Source organism: Bacillus sp. m3-13 (assembly GCF_000175075.1).
Classification (GTDB): domain Bacteria; phylum Bacillota; class Bacilli; order Bacillales; family Bacillaceae_I; genus Sutcliffiella_A; species Sutcliffiella_A horikoshii_C.
Window position 1 is genome coordinate 206,463 of record NZ_ACPC01000015.1, and the last position, 23,904, is coordinate 230,366.

A 23,904-nucleotide genomic window follows, 5' to 3' on the forward strand; every position below is an offset into this window, starting at 1 on the left:
GACCTTTATATGAAGTAATTATGTAATAATGGTATGGATTATATCATAAAACATTTATTTAGAGTGTAGAAATAAAATATTAGAAATTTAAGACAATAGACAGACAAATCAGGAAAAAAATATTATGTTGACACATTTCTATAAAGCTACTAGAATAGGTTTATATTAAAACTACATATGCACAAGCCCAATCAAAGGGGAGTAGCTATGAGAACGATATTGCCGTCATGACGTGACTGACTGAATCAGCACCGGCTTTATCGGCAACCTTGATGTTGTTAGCAAGACCTTTGCCTAAACTGGAAATTGGACAGTTCTAGGTAAAGGTCTTTTATGTGTTCATAAAAGCCTTTACCTGTTTTCCAGGAAAGGCTTTTGTTATGTAAAAAGGAGAGGAAACCATGGAATTATCATTATTATTGGAATACGGCTGGGTTCTTCTTGTCTTGATTGCACTAGAAGGTATTTTAGCGGCTGACAACGCATTAGTACTAGCAATTATGGTTAAGCACCTCCCGGAAGAAGCACGGAAAAAGGCTTTATTTTACGGGCTGGCCGGAGCACTCGTCTTCAGGCTTGGATCCTTATTCGCAATTTCTTACTTAGTAACTATTTGGCAGGTGCAGGCGATCGGTGCCGCATACTTGCTGTTTATTGCACTAAACCATATATGGCGACGGTTTGCTGTGGCAAAAGTGGAGCATGCTGCCACTGTTGACAATCCCAAAAAACAATCCGGTTTTTGGATGACAGTTTTCAAAGTAGAAGTTGCAGACATTGCATTCGCAGTAGACTCTATTCTTGCAGCTTTCGCATTGGCCATGACATTGCCAAAAACTAATCTACCTCAAATAGGAGGAATAGATGGAGGACAATTCATCATCATCTTCCTTGGTGGATTTATCGGGGTAGTCATCATGCGTTTTGCTGCTACCTTGTTCGTTAAGTTGTTAAAAGAAAGACCAAGTTTGGAAACAGCCGCATTTTTAATTGTAGGTTGGGTAGGTTTCAAACTTGCTATGTACACATTGGCACACCCAAGTGTTGGCGTGCTTCCATACCACTTCCCGCACAGTCCACTGTTTAAAGCAATGTTCTGGATTGTCTTAATCGGTATCGCTGTTGGTGGCTGGATTGTTTCCGGTAAGAACAAAGTAGTTCAAGAAGTAGATAGCATTAAGTAAGTTAGCTCTTTTTACTTCAAGTAACATACAATAATTGATATAATGTACTAGGCTGTTGACAATCTAATGTCAGCAGCCTTTTTCAATAATACGATATCTACGCTCAAAATGTGGGATACTAAATGGAATAAGTTAAAAGGAGACTGAAAGATGTTTGCTATAGATCAATTACCTACAGCGATTCAAGAAAAGATAAAAAGAAATAAAGAAAAAGAGGGTACAAGCTCCCTTATAGGATCGGCAGGGTATACTTCTTCAGACAATGATGTTTTGTTTGATTGTATTATTGCTTTATCTATGGGAAAGAACGTTCTATTAAAAGGGCCAACCGGCTCAGGAAAAACGAAATTGGCAGAAACGTTATCTTCCATTTTTCATCAGCCGATGCATAGTATCAACTGCTCTGTAGATTTAGATGCTGAAGCACTACTTGGCTTTAAAACGATTCACAATAATGATGGAAAAGCGACGATAGAGTTTGTGCCAGGTCCAGTGATCAATGCAATGAAACAAGGAAACCTTTTATATATAGATGAGATAAATATGGCGAAACCTGAAACCTTGCCAATTCTAAACGGAGTATTGGACTACCGTAAAACCATTACGAATCCTTTTACAGGTGAAGTAGTGAAAGCAAATCAGGACTTTGGCGTGATTGCGGCAATTAATGAAGGGTATGTGGGAACGGTACCATTAAATGAAGCATTGAAAAATCGTTTTGTTGTCATCGATGTACCTTATGTACAGGGAGAGGTTTTGCTTCAAGTATTGAAAAGTCAATCTCAATTAGATGATGAAAAGCTACTTAGTAAGTATGTAACATTATCTGCTGACCTTATCGCGCTTGTTGAAAACGGAAATCTATCCGAAGAAGCTGCGTCTGTGCGCGCGCTATTAGACACTTGTGATCTTAGTCTATACTTGCCACCGCTTAGAGCAATTAAGCGTGGTATTGTAGAAAAGTTGGAAGATGATAGAGAAAAAGCCGCTATCTTAAACATCGCACAAACTTTGTTTGAATGAGGAGATTAACGTGAGACCTATCGTTTTTAATGATAAAAAAATTGATTCCTTTCTATTTATGGAGTTATCAGACTTAGCGACTTCCCTTTCTAAAAAGAAAGACCTTGAGGTGGAATATGCGTTCAAGTCCTACTATGACCCATATATAAATAAAATGTATATCAGTTTATTTTGGGATAACCATCCTACTTTTGAAAAACTGCACGGAATGAAAAGCGATGTGTATTTACGAAGTGTGGGATCTGTTGTGCATACAGACTATAAAGTGATTAAACAGCTTTTTGGGTTTATGAAAAAAACACATTTATCAAGCTTTAGCAGACAATTGTTTATTTTGATGGAAGATATAAGACTTGAGGAACTTTGCAAACGGGAGCGGCCAGGCACCACTAAAACCTTTATGGTACGAAGAGTGGAATATCGCAAATATTTCAGAAGCCAGCTAACGGTCAATTTGGAAAGAAACATTATGACAGATGCGCTGTACAATTTGTTGTATCTTTTATTGACGTCTGATAATCCCTTGGAGGAAGTGCCTCCATTGAATGAAGAGTTAGACCTTGCACTCCCATTCCTTCGGGACGAAATTGCTAAATCTTATGAAGCAAAAAATACGAAAGATATCTTTGGTAGTGTCCAAACCATCGTAGAAGTAATAGAAGATCTCCTGGACAGAGATATGCTTAATACGTATTTCTTCTTACCGGACTTTTCAGAGGTGCCTGAAGAAGACGAGTCCCCGACCTTTGATGAAATGAAAAGAAAAAGTGAACTGAAAAATGACGATATAAAACAACATGATAATGAAGATGATGAAGAAGACGTTCATGAAGACAAGCTACCAACATGGCACCGTGAATCAGAAAGCAACAACAAAAGCTTCCTCCAATTCGATATGGAACAAGGAACAAAAACGGATCTAATGGGGGAAGGCGTGCGCGAAGGAGAAGATGGAGACCAGGCAATGGGCTTTGTTCAGGGTGAAAGTCAGCAGACGATTAAGAATGATTATTCCAAGCTGGAAGCGCTGGACGTTCTAAATGATACAAAAAAAGAAGGAGGAAGCGGCGCAGAGTTTGGGAAAGAAAACAAATTCGCTTATCCTGTCTTCTTAAAACCAGAGAATATATCATCGGAACATTATGCGGGGTATGATGAATACAAACTGTTTGTCTCCACCTACCAAAAGAAATTAAAACAACTGATACAGAAAACGTTAGAGCACAAAAAAATCATGCCAAGAAGCGATCTTCCATTCGGAAGACTAAGTAAAAAGCTTTTACCTTGGTTTACAGAAGAAAACCCAAGAGTTTTTTATAAAAAAGATAATCCTTCCATTGAAATTGATGCTGTGTTCTCTCTGTTGGTTGATTGTTCGGCTTCCATGTTCGATAAAATGGAACAGACCAAATATGGAATAACGCTTTTTCATGAAGCGTTAAAATCCGTATTTGTCCCGCACGAAGTGGTAGGATTCTGGGAAGATACGAATGATGCAACAAAGACAAGCCAACCGAACTACTTTAAAACTGTGATAGATTTTAATTCAAGTCTCAGACCTGCTTCCGGGCCAGAGATTCTCCAGCTTGAACCTGAAGAAGATAACAGAGATGGTTATGCGATCAGACACATGACCAAAAGACTTGTACACCGCAGTGAAAAACAAAAATTTCTACTCGTATTCTCCGACGGGGAACCTGCAGCGATGGATTATGAAAAAAACGGGATAGTCGATACCCATCAAGCTGTTATGGAAGCACGGAAAAACGGACTTGAAGTAATCAACGTATTCTTGGCTAACGGTGAAATTGATGAGGGACAAGTAAAAACCATACAAAATATGTATGGCAAGTATAGTATTTTAGTTCCGGATATTGAAGAGTTACCAGATGTCCTTTTTCCCCTATTGAAAAAATTATTGTTAAAAAGCTTATAAAACAAGCAATTAGGCTAACTCTAAGAAACAAGGAGTTAGCCTTTTTTGTCGGGAGTGACATCATGAATAGTTATATAAAATCTAACGCTATGTTTAAAGTAAGTGGGATTCTTTTTTCCTTTTTCTATTGGTAGCATTATTGACAAATATAGAAGCAACTGAGTCTTGGGACAGGATGATTGGTGAAAGCCTTTATAGAATAGGTGAGATGGATGGATTTTATATCTTTTTATCTTATATTGGATCAAGGCGGTTTTTCTATCCAGCACTTGTTGTCATGACCCTATTCATTCTTTTTAAGCGAAACTGGTATTTGGCTCTCTTTCTTTGGGCTAATCTTGTAGGCGTTCGATTGCTAAATACATTTGTAAAGACGATTTTTTCAAGAGACAGACCAAGTTTAGACCATGTTGTAGACGCAGGGTTCTATAGTTACCCTAGTGGACACTCCATGAATTCCATGGCATTCTTCGGGGCTATTGCATTCTTATGTTACATAAAAATCAAGCAAACCTGGCTTAGGAATATCTTGATGACTGGTTGTTTTGTTCTAATAGGACTAATAGGATTTAGCAGAGTCTATCTAGGAGTTCACTACCCACTAGATGTATTAGGCGGATTTTCAATGGGTGCATCATGGTTATTGTTTTTAACTGGAATTTATTTAAAAGTTGTACATAACAAAAAGACTATAATGAAGACCTCAGTGACGAGGAAAAAGGAGGAGGGAGGTCCTCATCATGGTGATGAAGACTTCAGTGACGAGGAAAAAGAAGGAGAGACGTCCTCATCGCCGTGATGAAGACCTCAGTGACGAGGAAAAAGGTCGAGAGATGTCCTCATCGCCGTGATGAAGACCTCAGTGACGAGGAAAATGGTCGAGAGACGTCCTCATCGCCGTGATGAAGACCTCAGTGACGAGGAAATTGGTCGAGAGATGTCCTCATCACCAGTATAAAGACCTCAATCAGAGTACTTGAGAATAAGCTTACAAACGGAAATTTCGAGTGGCGAATTAATTCATTCCGTGGTATAGTTTTCTTACAACAACACAAGTGATCGGAGAAACTATCATGTGGAAAAACCGGAATGTATGGATTATTTTAATAGGTGAATTTATCGCTGGATTAGGCTTATGGACGGGTATTATCGGAAACTTGGAGTTTATGCAGGCATTGGTGCCTTCAGACTTTGCCAAGTCACTTATTTTGTTTGCGGGATTACTTGCAGGAGTGATGGTAGGCCCTTTAGCTGGTAAAATTATTGACTCAACAAGTAAAAAACGTGTAATGCTAGTATCAGGATTTGGCCGGATGATTAGTGTAGTATTTATGTTTTTAGCGATTGAATATCAATCTATTCTGTTTATGATCATTTTTATGATTGCTATTCAGTTGTCTGCCGCATTTTATTTTCCTGCGTTGCAATCATCTATTCCGTTGATTGTGAAAGACAAAGATTTATTAGAAATGAACGGGGTGCATATGAATGTATCCACTGTTTCTAGGATTGCAGGGACAGCACTTGCGGGAGCGATGCTAGTCATCATGAGTTTGTCTTCCTTGTATATGGCATCCATGGTTGCATATGGAATACTATTCTTACTTACCTTTTTACTAAACTTTGAAGAACCGAACAGTAACGACTCACTAGAAGGCAAGAACAAAAGATCCGGAGACTTCAAAGAAGTCCTGCCGGTTTTAAAGGAAACACCGATCGCTCTGACCGTATTGATTCTAACGTTTATTCCATTCCTTTTCATCGGCGGGTTCAACCTGATGGTTATTAACATCAGTGAAATCCAAGATGATCAAGCAATTAAAAGTTGGATATACACAATAGAAGGTGTCTGCTTTATGATTGGTGCATTCGCCGTAAAACGCATTTCCAATGATAACAATATGGTACCGTTAATGTTTTTCTTTGTTACGTTAATCGCCATTTCTCACCTAAGTTTGTATTTTGCAGACATTAAATGGATGACATTGTTCTCGTTTGGGTTATTTGGCTTGGCGGTTGGGTGTTTCTTTCCTATTGCAGCAACCATCTTTCAAACGAAAATACCGAAAGAGTACCACGGGCGCTTTTTCTCATTCCGAAATATGCTGGATCGCGTGTTGTTCCAGGTAGTTCTTCTTGGAACCGGGCTGTTCCTTGATACTATAGGACTTCAGATGATGGCTATTGTTTTTGGGATGTTATCTTTAACATTGATTTTGATATATGGTTTAAGATTATTTCGTCAACCAGTTGCAGTTGCCGAACAAAAAACACCTTAACGGGTGTTTTTTTGTGTTCAATAAAGGGAATGTCCCATAAAGAGTGAATATATTAAAGAGAATGTCCTGAAAACTTTTAATTGGAGGGAACACAATGGAAAAATATTCGATGTACATAAACGGTGAATGGGTGAATACCGAGGAAGTAATTGAGGTGACAAACCCAGCAACTGGCGAAGTGATTGGTACGGTACCTAGCATCTCTGAGGACCAATTAGAAAATGTGGTCCAACATGCCGAAGAAGCCTTTCAAACTTGGAGGAACTATACGGCATACGAGCGTGCAGATATTTTAAATAAATGGTTCCTTTTATTAGAGGAAAATAAAAAGCTTATTGCAGAAACCCTTACGAAGGAGCAAGGCAAACCGTTCCGCGAAGCGTTGGGAGAGGTTGGGTATGCGAATAGTTTTGTAGATTGGTACAAAGAGGAAGGGAAAAGAATTTACGGAGAAACCATTCCATCTTCCTCTAAGGATAAAAGAGTTCTGATTCAGAAGCAGCCGGTTGGAGTTGTAGCCGCAATCACGCCTTGGAATTTCCCTGCGGCCATGATTACTAGGAAAGTTGCTCCTGCTCTAGCTGCTGGATGCACAGTGATCGTGAAGCCAGCTGGACAGACTCCACTGACTGCCTTACTTCTGGCAAAATATGCAGACGAAGCAGGGCTCCCTAAAGGGGTTCTTCAAGTCATCACCGGAAAATCTTCCGTTATTGGCGAGTCATTAATGAAACATAAAGATGTGAAAAAGCTTACCTTTACAGGCTCTACGGAGATTGGTAAGAAATTAATGGAACAAGCATCTCATACAGTCAAGAAACTATCATTGGAGCTTGGCGGACATGCCCCGTTTATCATATTTGAGGATGCGGACCTGGAAAAAGCAGCAAAAGGACTTGTTCAGTCAAAATTCAGAAATGCCGGTCAAACTTGTATTTGTGCCAATAGAATATATGTACAGGAGAGTGTAGCGGAAGAATTTACTTCACTTTTCGTCAAAGAGGTTTCTAAACTAAAAGTTGGAAACGGGATGGAACGTGGAGTGGATCTTGGTCCACTGATTGATGAAGATGCATTGGAAAAAGTGAAAGAGCATTTAAGCGATGCCAAAGAAAAAGGTGCAGCGGTTGCTTTTGGCGGCGAAGTGAAAGAAAAAACGTTCATGGAACCGACAGTCATAACTGGCGTAACAGACGAAATGCTTTGCATGAACGAGGAAACATTTGGTCCTCTTGCACCAATTACAACCTTTAAAGAGGAAGAAGAGGCAATCAAGAGAGCTAACAATTCTCCTTATGGATTGGCTGCGTATGTATTTACCGAGAAAATGTCCAGAATTTATCGAGTTACGGAAGGGCTTGATTATGGCATTATTGGTGTCAATGATGGGGCACCTTCTGTTGCACAGGCCCCATTTGGCGGGTTAAAAGAAAGTGGTATCGGCAGAGAAGGCGGACATCACGGGATGGAAGAATATTTGGAAGTGAAATATGTTTCCATAGGAATTTAATAAACTTTAAAGCCTTTGATTTTTACATAATCAAGGGCCTTTTTCATCTTTTCTAGTTGCTGATACATAAAATATTTCGTATTCCGACTTCTTTCCTATATAATAAAACTATAAATAATTGAAACCTTTCCCTTGTTAAATACGTAAGAAAGGTATAGTTTATCTTAAGCCTTTAAAAAAGGTGAGGAGTGAAAATATGAAACGGTTCTTACTGCAAAGTTTTATTATTATCCTATCGTTTAATTTAGCTGCCATCGGATTTTTAATAGTATTTCTTCTAACTGGTAATCAAATTCAACTTGGTATCCTTGGCGCCTTTGGTGGCTTTCTTGGAAGCTATTGGGCGTTGAAGAGAAAATTGCTACCTAATAATGACCTGGAAAAGATTGAACGAAAAGAGAAAAAATATGTTATTGCTCAATTAAGAGAAGCGAAAGAAAAAGCAAAGAAGATAAATAGTTCAAGGTTTAGAGTACGCTCTATTTTTGTTTATCAAACGATAACAAAATTATCTAAAATCTCGACTAAAATCATTAAAATGGTGGAAAAGGAACCGGTTCGGTATCGTACAGCACAAAGCTTCTTTCACCATCATCTGGATTCCTCTGCTATCATCACTGAAAAATATGTGCACCTATTAAATCAACCAGTGCGAACTCATGAAGTTTCTCAAGCGCTTCGAGAAACAGAAAGTGCTTTAAAACAATTAGAACGCAGTATGGAAAAAGAGTTGATGGCAGTGCTTTCAGGGGATATGAATAATCTTACGACAGAAATTAAACTGATGAATTATCAACAGCTTGATACAGATAAGAGAATAATTGAGAAGAAGTAGCTTATGGGGTGAGTGACAATGAAAAACAATGATCAAGTAAAAAACCAAGTAAAAGAAGATACACTGAATGACTTATTAAGCAATCCATTCGAGACACCGAAAATGGAAAACGAAATGATGATGCAAGATCTAAATGAGGTTCAATCAGAACCAAAAAAAGAAAAGGTAATGGATACCCTTTCTGAAGAGTACAAAGCGAAAGCAATTGATATCGCAAAACAAATTGATCCAAATGACCAACACGCTATATCTTCCTACGGTGTCACTGCACAAAACGAATTGTCCACTTTTTCTAATTCCATATTGTCTCATGTTCAGGCAAAGGACGCAGGCCCGGTAGGAGAAGTGGTTTCTGAATTAATGAAAAAGATCAAAGAAGTAAAACCTGGAGAGCTGGAACCTCAGAAAAAAGGCTTCTTTGGTAAATTTTTTGGAAGTGTCAATAATTCAGTACAACAACTTTTTGCGAAATACCGTAAAATTGGTTTTGAAATTGATAAAATTTCAGATCAACTCGAAAGCTTTAAAAAGGTGTTACAGCGTGACAATATTATGCTTGAATCTTTATACGACAAAAACAAAGATTATTTCCAGGCATTAAACATTTATATCGCTGCTGCGGAGCATAAATTTGATGAAATTCAAGGGACCATCATTCCGGAGCTAGAACAGAAAGCAAGGCAAACGAATAATCAAATGGATGTACAGGCCGTTAGTGATATGATGCAATTTGCAGACCGCCTTCAAAAGCGCACACATGACCTGAAAATCAGCCGCCAAATCACCCTGCAAATGGCACCGCAAATCAGAATGATCCAGCATACAAATCAGACACTGGTGGAGCGAATTCAATCTTCCATTCTAACAGCAATACCTCTATGGAAGAATCAACTGGTTATTGCGGTTTCCTTATATAATCAGCAAAAGGCAGTAGATACACAGAAGAACGTATCGGAAACTACCAATGAATTGTTATTGCGAAATTCCGAAATGCTTAAACAAAATACAATTTCTGCAGCACGTGAAAACGAACGAGGTCTGGTCGACATCGAAACGCTGAAGAAAACGCAAGAAAACCTAATCGAAACACTAGAAGAAACCTTACAAATCCAACAAGAAGGCCGAGAAAAGCGCCATCAAGTAGAACTAGAACTCGTCCAAATGGAGAACGACCTCAAAAACAAACTGTTAGAAGTCCGTTCCAAAGCGAAACGTGACTGATTGAAATATAGGAAAAATCAGGTTTGGTCCCAAGGAGGATTAGACCTGTTTTTTTATGGATACCACCAAAGCTTAACCTCTTTCATTTTACTAGTTTATACACTGGGGAAATGGAATTGGCTTATTCAACAAACGGGCCATTTAATGGAAGATGAAAGTGAATTATATATGTTGAAATAAGGAAGGGGATAAAGAAAATATAAAGTGAAAAGGAGTAACGATGGGAGAAAAGAGTAGGCATTGATGTTAGTGACTTAATGGGGAGGGGGGTTTTTCTGAATACCTCTACTCTGATAGAACTCTTTAAATATAAGAAGTATAAGCGAGGAAATGAAGTGGCTTATGCCCCTTTATACGTGAATGAAGAAGATGTAGAAGACGTTACTATTGTCGGTGAAGGATTATCTAAGGAAGAACTCATTAAGGTCAATCCCAATTCCTTAATTATTGGAGAAGACTTTGATAAAAATGGGAGCTGGGTTTTTAATTCAGAAAACAAAGCTGATTATGATGTCGCAGAGGCTATATACGAGGGGATGATCTGGCACTATAAAGATATGCAATAATGAAAATGCTGATATGAAGGGGAATCTTTTAGGATTCCCCTCTAATACATTGTTTTTAGAGCCGATTCTAAATCGTTCTATCAAATGGAATTTTCCTCTATTAAAATAATGGTCAAGAATTAAAAGATTCTTAAGGAGCGCTGGCTATAAAGGTGTAAGTGCTTCATTTTATTTTAAAAAATTCTGTCTGGTTGTGCAAATTCCATCTGGATCATATCATGTTTATTGGCATATGTTTTTATTTTTCTATACGACTATCAAAAATCTGTGAAAATTTTCAGGGAAAGCTTATTTAAGTAGCCAATACTCTAGATAAAACCAATTGTTTTTAACAATACAACTACTCCTGAATGTTTGATAAGGTAGAATTAACAACGGAGGAGGAATAATATGAAAAAACTTTTTACAATTTTCCTCTTGGTCACTGTTGTATTTGGACTGTCTTTTAGTCCTGCTGCCGCAGAGTCGTCAACAGTGAAAACAAAGTCAAAGAATGAAATGTTGGAGCTGCTAGGTTTTACGAAAGAGGATGTTAAGAGTTTACTGAGTAACAAAGGCGAAGTAAAGCTAAAAGGTGAAAACAAAGAGAAATTAAATTTAAATAAAAAAGATATTTTACATCTAGCTAATCTTGGATTTACAAAAGAGAGAATTGAGAGATTCACTCAAAGGGACTGGGACCACTTTAAAGATAAGGAACCTGCTGATCTAGTAGATGTAAAAGTTTCATATTCTAAATACAATGAATTAACCGGAAAAATGGAGCCAGCTACTAAGGAAGAGTATGAAACAGCTGAAAAAAATAATAAAGAAAAGTACAAAAAAGCAAAGAAAAATAAATCTCCGGGTGGGGAATTCTCGGCTCAACTATGTGATATCGACACTACGTGTGAAGGTTCTAACTCATCTTCCATGGTTAGATTGGTAGTTGCAGCAACACATTCAACAACCTATGCCATCGTTTCTGATTTTGATTGGGTGTACGATTCAAACGAAAGACATATTGATCTTTTTGGTAGTGGTCATAAAGAAGCTCTAACAGTAGATTATAGTACAATTTTCGGTTCTTGGACAACTGAATATCATGATAATTATGGGTATGTAGCGTCTAGAACTACTTCTACAGGGAGCTACTACCCTGACTCTAACGGATATTATCATAAACTCGACAGAGATTCTTATAGCCACGAGGAATATTGGCAACGTGATGGTCAATGGCTGCAAGCGGTAGATGATAGCGGATATACTTACGCAGAATTTGACTGGTCATATGGGACAAGTTCTTCAGCTTATGCTTTATACACACATATGAAGACAGGATGGAGTACAAGTTTTGGAGTATCACTCCCTGCAGGCGCTTCAATTTCTGTCTCGAATACAACTAGTGATGTACCAATAAGCTCTGCTGCAGTTTCCTTCACAAAATAACATTTCTTTAAAGCCTTAGAATTTACCATTCTAAGGCTTTTTTGTAAAATGGAATATAGGGGACAGAGAGGTAGGTGAATGCAGTGAACAGGTGCGTAAAGTTTTTAGTTGTAATTCTCGCATTGTTTGTTTTAGTGGGGTGTAGTGCTGTTGAAGAAGAAAGAGATTTGGACGAAGTTAAAAAGTTAGGTTTTTCCTATAGCGAAATGAAGGATTTATGGGAAAAACCCGAAGAAGTAAATGATATAAATCAACTTCAAAATAAAGAGGTTCTTCAACTGATTATGTTAGGTTTTTCTAAGGGTATCATCAAACAGTTTAGTGATGACGAAATAACTCGATTCTTGGAATATGATCCTCCTACAAACTACCGATCGACTTATAAATTAGTGGGAGATGGCACTGAGTGGGACATCACCTCTAAGGAGGGGGATACCTCGGAGAACGAGGAGGACATTAATCAGTGTGACACAAATGAAAGCATAGTTTGTTCAAAAACTTATAGATACCAGGCGGATAACGGAGATGTTTTAGAGTTAACCACTTCTATTTCACAGTTAAGTAACGGTGGTTATGTATCTACAAACTCGTTTGATTGGGTATATGGTTCAGAAGATGAAGGTACCGATATCTTCGGTTTGCTATCAAATGAAAATTTAACCGTAGACTATTCTACAGTTACCGGAAGGTATCAAACTGAAGAGTTTCCAACTTCCTACAACGCGTCAACAGAAGGCTATATCCATAAATTTCAGTTGAATAAAAGCAACAATAACCAAACGGGTTATAATTTTGCTGAAGTTCTCTCTGGAGATAGTAGTATGCCTGTGGAAGTGGGTACAGTGTATATCCATAAGAGTGAAGGAATTGAACAAGAGAAAATCTTTAAAGCTGGACAATCCTATGAATCAGAAGTAGATGAGATAAAGATGATTAAAACCCCTGTTATTAAAGCTATACTCAGATAACCTGCCTAAGTGGTGGGTTTTTTTGTTTTTATATTTCTAGTCTATACGCACTTGGGGTTTGTTAGATAAATCAAATTTGAAAAAATAATGTGAGTATTAGCGCAAAACGTACAGTATTTTATAAAATTTTCAAATTTCTTTTACTTCTTTCTTTACTACTAACGAAAGGTTCAATGGGATAATTTGACTTACGGTAAATTTTTCAATATTCTAAATGTAGGCTAAAGAGAGTAAGGTTGCTGTGAGGATAGACAAAAAGTCATATATCTACTTGAACACAAAAACGGCGAGGGGTATCGATTAGTGTGAGAAACTATGGGAAAATCCTGAAGTTGAGAAGGAAAGAATTGAAAATTACACAAATGGAACTTTGCGAAGGTATTTGCTCTCATACATATCTAAGTAAGGTGGAGAATGAGAAAGTAGACCCTCATCCGGATACGTTGAAATTAATTTTAAAAAGGCTTGGTATTTCAGAACAACAAGAAAACATCTTAGAACTTTCTATGAGGGTTAAAGAAGATCTGGATACGATTAACAAGCAATTGTTTCTTGAACACAACAATCCATCAAAGGTAAGAGAAAGACTTAATTCTATAGTTGATGTTGATCGTTTCCGTTTGGAGCCAAAAGTTCAGTTGTTAATCAGATTGACTGAGTTAAGGTTGTTTATTTTAGAAAGTGATCATCCGGCCGCCCTGAACATTATCCAGCATATAGAACCTATTTTTTCTCAACTAGAGGATGATAACCGCTTTTATTATATTTTGTACTCAGGGTTGTATTATGTAAAAGCTCAGAATTATGAACGGGCATTAAATCAATTGTTGAAAGTGGATATGCAGCATAGCAGTTATCCTGGCACACCCTTGTGGGCAAAAGGGTATTATTATTACTTACTGAGCCTGTGTTATAGCTACCGATATAATACTTCAAAAAGTTTGTACTATGTAGAAAAGGGTCTGGAGATTTTCAAAGGTCAATTCATTATTTCACGTAGTGTAGATTGCTACATCTTAAAAGGTATATGTGAATACCGATTAAAGGACTATAACAATTCGATTGAAGACTTTGCTGTTTGCGTGGAATACCTGACTGAAAAGAGAGATATCAAAAGATTGGCGAAAGTAAATCATAACTTGGGCTTAGTTTATCAAGCAATAAATGAAAGTGAACGAGCATTAGAATATTTTGAAAAAGTTATCGAAGGAAAAGAATCAATAAATGATAGGACAGAATCACTAACTAAGCTGATTTTAATTAAAGTTTACTTTTCATTAGGGGAGATCTCAAAGGCCAAGGTCTTGTTGGACGGGGTGAGTAACTACTCTAGCTCTCTAGCCCCCGAGGTCGAGCTATTGGGTATTTTAATTAATAGGAAAGTTCCATTGGTAAATGTACAAAAGAAAATTAACAGACATATGAAAGAGTTGATTTCTTTAGAGAAGTGGAAAGAGGTAAAAGATTTCTCAATTTGGTTTGCGGAAGCTTTTGCAAAAATTTATCAATATAAGAAAAGCAATGGGTTTTATCAGCAAGCAATCTACTCTTATTCTAAAATATCATGAGGTGAATGAATAATGTCATATTCGAGAAATTTTTTGAAAGTGTTATCAATTGTGTTATTGGCGCTAGGTCTTTTCAATGGGAACTTGGTAAGTGCGGCAGACGAAGACCATCCAGATCCTAATGTCGAAATAGAGGAGAGATAAAAGGTCTATATATCGTAAAGTCTTGATTCAACTAGCAAAAAATGACCACATTGTTCCAAGAGTTTCGGGACCAGCATCTAATAAGTCATCTACAAATACTGGCAACATCGGCTCCAATGGGGCATAAGTAAAATTGAACAGGAAGGTGACAAATGCTATTAAAATTAACACTTTATATGAAAAGATAAAACTGAATCCCTCTTTTGTATCAATTAAAAAACGATGTAATTTCAGTCCATAATATCAAGTTTTTCTTCTTTTTGCTTATTTTCACCATTATGGTATGTTCCTGATGGAATAATAAAATATAATAGTGCTGCCACAATAAAGCATACTACGTTTGAAAAAAAGCGTCATTGGTGCACCTATTAAAGCCGTACTTAACCCACCCAATGCCGGTCCAATAAGTGAACCGGAAGCTAAGACATGATTTATATAGTAAATATTTTTGATAAACACGTTCTTGATGGAGCGTGTTTATTATATTAAATGGAATAAAGCATTGAATTATAAGGATTTTTTTGAAATAATTGGTATTAATCAATCGGGCAGGATACTGGAACACGCTATTAAAATGGTGAAATCTATAAATTAATTCAAATAGAAATTCTTCAATTTACTGGATATTTCACAAAGTTTAAACAATAGAACCTTTGCAATGAAGTTTGTTTTGCAGCTAATCACCACAAATCATAAATGATTTACCAGACATATTTGCTTTACATCCGATTAGGAAGTAAGGCTTTTTTATTTTTTTGTATACATATACACTTTTATTACGTCTAAGTAGATGTGAAAGGAGATGAAGAAATGGGGAAGCCCTCAAATGAGGAAATCACCAAATTATCAAACGATATTTATCAAAAACTTTGCTCGATGGGGGCTAATCCTGAAGATGCAAAAGAAATTGTTCAAGAATCTCTTTATCGTGCATTTCTTAATATTGATGGTATTAATTCAAAAGCATTTAAGTCTTGGCTATTTAAGGTTGCCATCAATCAATATTACGATTTATATAGAAGAAAAAGCAAAAGTACATTAATAGAGTTTGAGGATTATTTATTGGAATCAGAAGAAAGTCTTGTCGAAGAAATCCTGATTAAAAAAGAAAAAAAAGCAGAATATGAACAAGTTTTATTGCAATTAAAACCCCTTGAGCGCAAATTGATAAAGATGAAATACGAAGGTGGATTTACGTATAAAGAAATTTCGGAGCACCTTAATGTGAAAGAAAGTAACGTTAAGACCTATTTGTATCGTGCTAGGAAGAAGCTTACAAAATTTTTTAGGAGGAATCATTATGGAGAATGAGGCATTCCAATCAAATGATATTGATAAAATAGTCAATAAAGCAAGAAGAAAAAGTGTTATACGAAATATTATCATTTCCACTTTTTCACTAATAGTTGTGGGGGCGCTATTTTTATTTATAAATGGCCAGGTTGTTAGTAAGGCGCATTTAAAAGCAGCTGATACAAATAGATTGTTATATGAAATATCGCACCCTAATGTCCAAATTGGAGGGGGAGAGGTTGATTATGATTATTTTTTCAGGAAGCTATACCTACAATCAATTTAAAATAATTGAAAATAGAATAATCCCTTGGGGGCTAGAGTTACGATCTTTTAACGGAATAGGGCATAATAATAAATCCTCTGCAATAGCCGTATACGATGAAATTAGGGTAGGAGAAAACGAAGATGAACTTCGTCGTTATAACACAACAAACGGACAAAGGGTGATGGATTTTTATCACCCTTGGTTGGATTATTTGGCTGTGCACTATGATTTGGACTTAATACAGGATGCTCCTAGTGATGCGGTAATGGAAGTAGCCATCTCTTTTGATCAACCTTACACAACTAATGAAATACAAGAAATATTTAAACTAAATAATAAAATAACATGGTTTTGGGTAAATGAATATAAACAAAACGATAAAAAGCACTTGGAAGGTCTTCACAGTTCGGGAACTTCTGCCTCAAAAGTTTATGGTTTTAATGTTGAAACACTTAGAGGAGAAGGAGACATTGTCATTCAGGATGAAAAGGATTTTCTTGTTATTTTAGAAGAACTAAAAAGCACAGGGAATTATGATTTTATGATAGATCCTCTCCTAGAAAGTACAAAACAAAACATGAATGAAGGATTAATAGTTGGTGCAGTTATAACAGGAACGAAAGATGAACTATTAAAACTAAAGGAAGAAAAACATATTAGAGCAATTTCTTTAGGAGCTGTTGTAAGAAACTATTAAAATTAATAAAATAACTACTTTTAAGTAAGATAGGATGATCCAGAAGGATAATCGCTTTTTTAATAAAATATAATAAGTAGGTCTTCAGCAATCGGGCGCGTTTATTTAACAATGCAGTTTATCTTCGTGTAATGGGCCAGTAGAACAAGGAGTTTGACTCTTTTTTAGTAAAATGATAAACAATAAAAACATTCCAAAGTAAAGGTAATTTTAGTTGAAAAGTGATGTTTATCAATAGGGACAGATTGTAGATAATTAAATTAGTATGGAGTTTTATTTGATAAGAGGTGAATTTATGAAAAGAGTTGATAGTGAAGACAATGGTGAATTAAGTAATTTAGTAAAAGATCTAGATGAAATGTATAGAAAACGTCAAGCATATTTGGTCGAATACTATCCAACTGATATACCAAATAAAGTATGTAATCATGCTTTTATAAAAGGAATTAAATTCGAAAATAGTTTTAAACCTAAAGAATACGATTTCGTTCCGTTAATGAAATGTGGTGACGAGGAATTATTCGTATGGACACATACAAAAGATACATACACTGCATTAGTCTCAAGGGTCTCAAGTAATGTAAAGGATAAGAATTTCTGGAAGAACATTGGAACAGTTATTCAACTAGCATATTCTTACTCTAGAGACTTTGAACACACTATTGATATGGAATATAAATGGTGCTATTACTTTGATTCAAATAAATCAATATCAGAGCAGGAAATATATGATTGTAGTGATTACGATAGACATAGTTTGCTGAATGGGAATATTATAAAGCTTTCTGATTTATCTTATATCTCTCCAATTATAGAACTGCTTTTACGTGATGATAAGGCATATACTGCTCTGAGTAACTTTTTTTCATCAATGAAGACACATTATTGTTGTTTAATATGTGAGCTAGATAGATTTCCGTATAAAAAGCACACAAGTCATGAACCAAAATCTTGGGAGCAAGCAAATGTGATATCAGAATATGAGGCAGCAATTTTACAGGCTTGTAGGTGTGTGGAAGCGTTAATTGGAAAACCGCCTAATAAAGAAAGTAGAAACCGTTTTTTAGAGCATAAAAAAAAATGGATAAACCAAATTGGAATAAATCCAGATGATATTTTCACAAAAGGTGAAACTACATATATAGATTTCTACTATAAACTATTTAGTCTTAGAAATGCAGCTGCCCATAGTTATGGAACGATACCTTTTGAAGTTGAAAGAAAACAAGCCGTATATGCACAATGCTTTGCATCGTTATTGCTCGACGGGTATGTCGCAAAAAATGTATTATCTGAAGAAATAGTTATAGGGAAACTCGGAATAAATCAGAAACTAATAGAGAAAGTCGATGAAACAATGAGTACCCCTAAAACTTACCAAAAAGAAGAGTAACATTTGGGGCTGGGTATAGGTTAGTTCTAAAACATAAAAATTCATTTATTCATTTAATTACCCGGCATTTTTCTTAAATGCAAAGGGTCTTTTTGTATTGTACTAGATTATGAAAAACATCTCTTAAAAGAGATTGAAGTTTCATTAAGGTGTAGGAAGAGAGTGTGAAGGATTACACTTAAACAATCGTGGGAGCAATCTAAAAATAGATGAGCAGTTGATATACAGTACAAATATTACGTTCACGATAATTGATCTTCAACGGGCGCGATCCAGGAACAAGGATCAGCGCTTGTTTTATTTTTACTAGGGTGAAAATATATTGTTGGGATTTATAAATTATGAAATAATTGGTATTAAGATATCTGGTAGTTTAGTTAAGTAGGATCAAAAATATTAAGTTACGAGTTTTTGCTTAGATTATAACTAAGAGGTGGATGATTTGCCCAAAATAGCGCTCTTAACAGTTACTCACGACCCTCAAGGGAAAAACATAAGATTATTCAAGGAACTTAAAAATGAGCTAGAGGATATTTATGAAGAATTGTTTTTGACGGTCAGTGAAGAATCTTCAATCGATTTGATTAAAGAAATAGAAAACAGCAAATTTGCTATAAAAATCATACCCAAAAAAGGAGCAGCCGAGGCAAGGAGAGAAGTTGTGAATTTTGGACTGAATGGGGATAGTGTATTTTACCATTACTGCGACTTTGATAGGCTCTTAACTTGGGGTAAGAATCATTTGCAAGAATTAAAGACGATTGTTTCAACTTTACCGAATCACGATTACCTTATTTTAGGTCGTACCGAAAGGGCTATGAATACTCACCCACCTGAATGGATTGAAACCGAGAAAATCACCAACAAAGTTTGTTCCCTTGAACTGGGTTTAGATGTGGACATCACTGCTGGCGCATGTTCATTTTCAAGAAAAGCCGCTGAATGCATCAATAAATATTCGTTTGAAAGAATGACTGATTCTGAATGGATAATGATTGCTCAAAGAATGGCGAATTTGAAGGTAGATTATGCTCAGGTGGAAGGATTGGAATATCATGAAGAGACCAATGGATTAAATAGGGTTATTAGTGATTCTGAAAAATGGTTAGGCAGGTTAAAGCTGGCTTTGATAATAAGTGAAACTGCTATAAAGACTGGAAAGTAACCTAATATTCATTAGTTCTTTCTTCAACTAAACGGCGCTAATCTGTAATAGAGAGGTGGAATAAATGGAGATTATAAGAGGTAAACGAAGTTTTGATTTGGATGAATTCCTAAAAAAACCATTATTTGCTCATCTATCAACGGCTTCATCGGAAGGACCAAGGGAATCTCCGGTGTGGTTTTTTTGGGAAGATAAATGCCTTTGGATTATAGGAACTCCTGGAGATACTTTTCCAATAAGAATAGACAAAAATCCGAAATGTGCCGTCGGTATTGTTGAGTTTGATCCTTCTACAGGGAAGGTATTACATGTAGGTTTCAGAGGAAAAGCAACCGTAGAACCATTTAACTTTGACTTAGCAAAACGATTATTTGCAAAATATTTGGGTTCAGAAGAAAAGGACTGGGATTCTAGATTCAAAAATCAAGATCCCAAAAATGTCTTCATTCGTTTTGTACCTGAGACTGTAGTAGTTAGGGATCAATCATATAACGTCAATAGATAATATTCAACGATCGGGCGCGATCCTGGAATAAGGATTCAGCGCTCATTTTCAGTTTTGAACAAAACATTGGTTAACTTATTGGAAGAAATTAATAAAATAAATGGTTTATTGCAGATTCGCTCCAGAAGGAGATTGACCCGCGAAATCAAGGGGAAAAGCCTGTTTTCCCATCATTAATTTTAGATGCATTTAAGCGGTAGTTATCAAACTATCTGGCGCTAACCAGTTATGTCATCGTCGGTAGGATCCAATTCAACATTAGTCTTCCGTTATCGGGCGCTATCCAGGAAGATCAACGCCCTTTAAACTCAAGCAGATGTTCGTTTTAATAAAGTTTGTTTTTATAAAAATTTACAGAATTTTCTTTGACAAAAGTAACTCTTTCGTTGTATTATATTGGAAAATTATTTATTTTATTTGATGACGAGAATAGTAGGCTATAATCCCTGTCTATAGAGAGTCGCTGTTAGCTGGAAATGCGATGACATATTTTAGTTGAAAATCATCTCCGAGAAGTTTACCTGAAATTACTTTGTAGGGTGAACCGGTAAACGGCCGTTATCCGTTTTGTTTACCAAGTGCCGTGAGGAAAATCACGGAATATGGGTGGTACCGCGGATTCAATCCGTCCCTGTTTAGTTTTATATACAGGGGCGGATTTTTTTGTTTTATCTAAAAAAGTTTAATGAGGTGATTTCATTGCGTAATGTGAATACAAAAGAGGCAGCTTTGGAACGTGAGAACAGAGTCAAGAATTTCTGGAAAGAAGAAAATGTATTTAATCGTTCTATTGAAAATCGCGATGGAGCAGAAACCTTTGTGTTTTATGAAGGTCCTCCAACAGCAAATGGGCTCCCGCACGCAGGGCATGTACTTGGACGAGTCATTAAAGACTTTGTTGCTAGATATAAGACAATGTCTGGATATCAAGTATTTCGTAAGGGGGGCTGGGATACGCATGGATTGCCTGTTGAGCTCGAGGTAGAAAAACAACTAGGGATTTCAGGGAAACAAGAGATTGAAGCATATGGAGTGGAAAAGTTTATTGAGGAATGTAAAAACAGTGTGTTTAATTATGAAAAACAGTGGAGGGACTTTACAGAATCCATAGGATATTGGCTTGATATGGAAGATCCATATGTTACTTTGCAAAATAAATACATTGAAAGCGTTTGGTATATTTTAAGTGATCTTCATCGTCGGGAATTATTGTATAAAGGTCATCGTGTTACTCCTTATTGTCCAAGTAGCCAAACAACATTGAGCTCTCATGAAGTTGCACAAGGATACAAGGATGTGAAAGATCTTTCAGCAACAGCTAAATTTAAACTAGTAGATAAAGAAAATGAATACTTCCTAGGTTGGACTACTACTCCATGGACCCTTCCGGCCAATGTCGCACTTGCTGTGAACCCTGAGCTTACTTATATTAGAGCTAAAAAGGGGGAAGAAATTTTTATCGTTGCAGAAGATTTAGCCAGCAAGAATCTAGGAGAAGATTTTGAAGTGATTTCTTCGCATAAAGGTAGCGAATTTAAAAATGTTACCTACCTTGCTCCGTTCCCTTACATGAAACCAGAACGCGGCCATTTTGTTGTGGAAGGCGATTTTGTCAATGCAGACAGTGGAACGGGGATTGTCCACATCGCTCCAGCATATGGGGAAGATGATTATAACTTAGTCAAACAGCATGATCTTTCCTTTTTTAATGTTGTAGATGGAAAGGGTACTTATACAAAAGATATTCCTCCTTTTGCAGGTCGTTTCGTAAAAGATTGCGATGTAGATATTGTAAAGTACTTAGCGAATGAAGGGCTTCTATTCCATAAAGAAAAATATGAACATAGTTATCCTCACTGCTGGCGTTGTGATTCTCCACTGCTTTATTATGCTATCGAAAGTTGGTTCATCAAGACAACGGAACTAAGGGATCAATTTTTGCAAAACAACCAGAAAGTGGAATGGTATCCGTCTCATATCAAGGATGGGCGTTTTGGAAACTTCTTGGAGAATATAGTCGATTGGAACATAGGACGAAATCGCTATTGGGGTACTCCGCTTCCGGTGTGGATTTGTGATTCTTGTGAACATCAATATGCTCCGAATAGTGAGGCGGACCTTAAAGCAAGGGCACTAGATGATATCGAGGAAATTGAGCTTCATAAACCATATGTAGATCGGATTCATTTGGAGTGCGAAAAATGTAAAGGTTCTATGTCTCGTGTTTCAGAAGTTATAGATGTTTGGTTTGATAGTGGCTCCATGCCTTTCGCTCAGCATCATTATCCATTTGAAAACAAAGATAAATTCGAACAGCAGTTTCCGGCAGATGTCATATGTGAAGGGATAGACCAGACTCGTGGATGGTTCTATAGCCTGCTTGCCGTATCAACCTTGTTTACAGGAAAGGTTCCTTACAAACGTGTATTATCAACAGGCCATATCTTGGATGAAGAGGGACGGAAAATGTCAAAAAGCAAAGGGAATGCATTAAACCCGATGGATTTGGTGGATAAATTCGGGGCAGATGCTTTCCGATGGGCGCTTCTGGCTGATAGTGCTCCTTGGAATAATAAGCGATTCTCAGAACGTGTGGTTATAGAAGCGAAGTCAAAAGTAATTGACACGCTAGTCAATATGCACGGCTTTTATACCTTGTACGCAAACATAGATGGCTATCAATTCAATGAAACAGAAACTGGTGAGAAAACATTATTAGACAGGTGGGTTTTAGCTCGTTTATATAGTGTAACAGCAATTGTTTCGGAAGCTTTGGAAGAATATGATTTTACTAAGGCAGCAAAAGCACTTGAAACATACGTAGATGAAATTAGTAACTGGTATATCCGACGTTCTCGTGATCGCTTTTGGAAAGAGGGGATGACGGAAAACAAAAAAGCAGCATACTATACACTTCATCAAGTGCTGGTACGTACAAGTCAACTCCTAGCTCCATATATACCGTTCCTTGCGGAAGATATCCACTTGAATTTGACAGGAGAAAGTGTCCACCTTACTCACTTTCCTAAAGTAATTGTAAAGGAAGTAGATTCAAAGTTAGAAAAGGAAATGGATGCGGTTTTACAAGTGGTAGAATTAGCACGAGGTGTACGGAATGCCGAAGCAATCAAAACGAAGCAACCACTTTCTGAATTAGTCGTAATCCCGGTTAACCCCGAGATGGGGAAAGCCCTAGATAGGTATAGCGAGATCATTAGAGACGAAATCAATGTGAAAAAAGTGTTAGTTAAACAAACCTCTGACGACCTAGTCCGTTATGATATAAAGCTGAATTTCCGAGTGGCTGGACCCGTTCTAGGAAAAGAGATTAGTACGGTTAAAGGATATTTAGAGAAATTATCTGAAGAAGAAGCTGCAAAAGTCGTTCAAGCTCAAAAAGTGATGGTTCCAACTGGTGCAGGAATAATAGAGGTGCCTTTAGACCTTCTCGTTGTGGAAAGACTCGCCGAGTCAGGTTTAGCGATGGGGGGGAATCAGTATTTTAACGTTGTACTGGATACTACCATTACTGAAGATCTTCGTTTAGAAGGGCTTGCAAGGGAAGTAATCCGTGCAATCCAAGATGAACGAAAAAAACTCGATTTGCCAATTGACCTTCGTGTTGACTTATTTCTAGATGGCGATAATGAAGTTAAAACCGCAATAAGACAAAATGAAGAAATGATCCGTAAGAATGTTCTTGTAAATAACCTGAATATCGGAGATACCGAAAATATGAAAGAAGTCTCACTTGGCACTAACCAAGTCAAGGTTGCAATAAGTAAATAAAAAGTATGAAAGAGTCTTGTTGGTAAATTCCAGGACTCTTTCTTTTTTTTCAGAACTTCCTCATATCTAGGGTATTCAACAATCGGGCGCTTATTCAGAATAGGATAAGCGCCCTTTTGGCGGGGATTTTTC

20 protein-coding genes and 1 other annotated feature are annotated in these 23,904 nt (G+C 36.8%); all 20 genes read left to right on the top strand.

Annotation, left to right across the window (positions count from 1 at the left end; all coding sequences use genetic code 11):
- The first annotated feature begins 401 nt into the window (after positions 1-401).
- The 20 genes from M313_RS0107930 to ileS all read left to right on the top strand — a co-directional run bounded on the left by M313_RS0107930 (position 402) and on the right by ileS (position 23,772).
- Positions 402-1,184, top strand: a complete 783-nt coding sequence (locus M313_RS0107930; protein WP_010194020.1) for a TerC family protein — start codon at positions 402-404, stop codon at positions 1,182-1,184.
- A gap of 150 nt (positions 1,185-1,334) precedes the next feature.
- Positions 1,335-2,207: an ATP-binding protein gene (locus M313_RS0107935; protein ID WP_010194022.1), complete on the top strand. Its 873-nt coding sequence runs from the start codon at positions 1,335-1,337 to the stop codon at positions 2,205-2,207.
- Between the two features lie 10 nt (positions 2,208-2,217).
- Positions 2,218-4,143 (top strand): vWA domain-containing protein, encoded by a 1,926-nt coding sequence (locus M313_RS0107940; protein WP_010194024.1) that lies wholly within the window; start codon positions 2,218-2,220, stop codon positions 4,141-4,143.
- A 139-nt stretch (positions 4,144-4,282) separates the two neighbouring features.
- Positions 4,283-4,942: a phosphatase PAP2 family protein gene (locus tag M313_RS23050; protein ID WP_157182432.1), complete on the top strand. Its 660-nt coding sequence runs from the start codon at positions 4,283-4,285 to the stop codon at positions 4,940-4,942.
- 274 nt (positions 4,943-5,216) lie between these two features.
- Positions 5,217-6,422, top strand: coding sequence for an MFS transporter (locus M313_RS0107950; RefSeq protein ID WP_010194028.1), 1,206 nt, complete (start codon positions 5,217-5,219; stop codon positions 6,420-6,422).
- Between the two features lie 94 nt (positions 6,423-6,516).
- Complete coding sequence (locus tag M313_RS0107955) at positions 6,517-7,932, top strand: NAD-dependent succinate-semialdehyde dehydrogenase (protein ID WP_010194031.1); 1,416 nt, start codon at positions 6,517-6,519, stop codon at positions 7,930-7,932.
- Positions 7,933-8,128: 196 nt separating this feature from the next.
- Positions 8,129-8,767: a 5-bromo-4-chloroindolyl phosphate hydrolysis family protein gene (locus M313_RS23055; RefSeq protein WP_010194033.1), complete on the top strand. Its 639-nt coding sequence runs from the start codon at positions 8,129-8,131 to the stop codon at positions 8,765-8,767.
- Positions 8,768-8,785: 18 nt separating this feature from the next.
- Positions 8,786-9,988 (top strand): toxic anion resistance protein, encoded by a 1,203-nt coding sequence (locus tag M313_RS0107965; RefSeq protein WP_010194034.1) that lies wholly within the window; start codon positions 8,786-8,788, stop codon positions 9,986-9,988.
- A 335-nt stretch (positions 9,989-10,323) separates the two neighbouring features.
- Entirely contained in the window at positions 10,324-10,554 is a 231-nt protein-coding gene (locus M313_RS0107970) for a hypothetical protein (protein ID WP_157182433.1), read from the top strand.
- A 390-nt stretch (positions 10,555-10,944) separates the two neighbouring features.
- Positions 10,945-11,982, top strand: a complete 1,038-nt coding sequence (locus M313_RS0107975; protein WP_029326392.1) for a hypothetical protein — start codon at positions 10,945-10,947, stop codon at positions 11,980-11,982.
- Positions 11,983-12,056: 74 nt separating this feature from the next.
- Positions 12,057-12,950 (top strand): hypothetical protein, encoded by an 894-nt coding sequence (locus M313_RS0107980; RefSeq protein ID WP_010194037.1) that lies wholly within the window; start codon positions 12,057-12,059, stop codon positions 12,948-12,950.
- 305 nt (positions 12,951-13,255) lie between these two features.
- Positions 13,256-14,518, top strand: coding sequence for a helix-turn-helix transcriptional regulator (locus M313_RS0107985; protein ID WP_010194038.1), 1,263 nt, complete (start codon positions 13,256-13,258; stop codon positions 14,516-14,518).
- A 12-nt stretch (positions 14,519-14,530) separates the two neighbouring features.
- The gene (locus M313_RS26610; protein WP_010194041.1) at positions 14,531-14,662 is read left to right on the top strand and encodes a hypothetical protein; all 132 of its coding nucleotides are present in this window, start codon (positions 14,531-14,533) and stop codon (positions 14,660-14,662) included.
- A gap of 810 nt (positions 14,663-15,472) precedes the next feature.
- Positions 15,473-15,973 (top strand): RNA polymerase sigma factor, encoded by a 501-nt coding sequence (locus M313_RS0107995; protein WP_010194042.1) that lies wholly within the window; start codon positions 15,473-15,475, stop codon positions 15,971-15,973.
- A complete protein-coding gene (locus M313_RS0108000) occupies positions 15,963-16,241 on the top strand; it encodes a sigma factor regulator N-terminal domain-containing protein (protein WP_010194043.1) in 279 nt (92 codons plus the stop codon). Before M313_RS0107995 ends, M313_RS0108000 begins: the two co-directional genes overlap by 11 nt.
- A complete protein-coding gene (locus M313_RS0108005) occupies positions 16,201-16,920 on the top strand; it encodes an anti sigma factor C-terminal domain-containing protein (protein ID WP_010194044.1) in 720 nt (239 codons plus the stop codon). Before M313_RS0108000 ends, M313_RS0108005 begins: the two co-directional genes overlap by 41 nt.
- Positions 16,921-17,215: 295 nt before the next feature.
- Positions 17,216-18,313, top strand: coding sequence for a hypothetical protein (locus M313_RS0108010; protein ID WP_010194045.1), 1,098 nt, complete (start codon positions 17,216-17,218; stop codon positions 18,311-18,313).
- Positions 18,314-18,755: 442 nt separating this feature from the next.
- On the top strand, positions 18,756-19,478 hold the full coding sequence (locus M313_RS0108015; RefSeq protein WP_010194046.1) for a hypothetical protein: 723 nt from the start codon (positions 18,756-18,758) through the stop codon (positions 19,476-19,478).
- Positions 19,479-19,542: 64 nt separating this feature from the next.
- Positions 19,543-19,983, top strand: coding sequence for a pyridoxamine 5'-phosphate oxidase family protein (locus tag M313_RS0108020; RefSeq protein ID WP_010194048.1), 441 nt, complete (start codon positions 19,543-19,545; stop codon positions 19,981-19,983).
- Positions 19,984-20,394: 411 nt separating this feature from the next.
- Positions 20,395-20,619 (top strand) — a binding site (T-box leader).
- 63 nt (positions 20,620-20,682) lie between these two features.
- Entirely contained in the window at positions 20,683-23,772 is a 3,090-nt protein-coding gene (ileS, locus tag M313_RS0108025; protein ID WP_010194049.1) for an isoleucine--tRNA ligase, read from the top strand.
- Positions 23,773-23,904 lie beyond the last annotated feature (132 nt).

What these genes read in the sequence shown, in the direction of transcription:
- M313_RS23055 (WP_010194033.1), top strand. Translation starts at nt 8,129, where the DNA reads ATGAAACGGTTCTTACTGCAAAGTTTTATTATTATCCTATCGTTTAAT.
- M313_RS0107965 (WP_010194034.1), top strand. Translation starts at nt 8,786, where the DNA reads ATGAAAAACAATGATCAAGTAAAAAACCAAGTAAAAGAAGATACACTG.
- M313_RS0108020 (WP_010194048.1), top strand. Translation starts at nt 19,543, where the DNA reads ATGGAGATTATAAGAGGTAAACGAAGTTTTGATTTGGATGAATTCCTA.
- M313_RS26610 (WP_010194041.1), top strand. Translation starts at nt 14,531, where the DNA reads ATGTCATATTCGAGAAATTTTTTGAAAGTGTTATCAATTGTGTTATTG.
- M313_RS0108010 (WP_010194045.1), top strand. Translation starts at nt 17,216, where the DNA reads ATGAAAAGAGTTGATAGTGAAGACAATGGTGAATTAAGTAATTTAGTA.
- M313_RS0107955 (WP_010194031.1), top strand. Translation starts at nt 6,517, where the DNA reads ATGGAAAAATATTCGATGTACATAAACGGTGAATGGGTGAATACCGAG.
- M313_RS0108005 (WP_010194044.1), top strand. Translation starts at nt 16,201, where the DNA reads ATGATTATTTTTTCAGGAAGCTATACCTACAATCAATTTAAAATAATT.
- M313_RS0107935 (WP_010194022.1), top strand. Translation starts at nt 1,335, where the DNA reads ATGTTTGCTATAGATCAATTACCTACAGCGATTCAAGAAAAGATAAAA.
- M313_RS0107950 (WP_010194028.1), top strand. Translation starts at nt 5,217, where the DNA reads ATGTGGAAAAACCGGAATGTATGGATTATTTTAATAGGTGAATTTATC.
- M313_RS0107995 (WP_010194042.1), top strand. Translation starts at nt 15,473, where the DNA reads ATGGGGAAGCCCTCAAATGAGGAAATCACCAAATTATCAAACGATATT.
- M313_RS0107975 (WP_029326392.1), top strand. Translation starts at nt 10,945, where the DNA reads ATGAAAAAACTTTTTACAATTTTCCTCTTGGTCACTGTTGTATTTGGA.
- M313_RS0107930 (WP_010194020.1), top strand. Translation starts at nt 402, where the DNA reads ATGGAATTATCATTATTATTGGAATACGGCTGGGTTCTTCTTGTCTTG.
- M313_RS0108000 (WP_010194043.1), top strand. Translation starts at nt 15,963, where the DNA reads ATGGAGAATGAGGCATTCCAATCAAATGATATTGATAAAATAGTCAAT.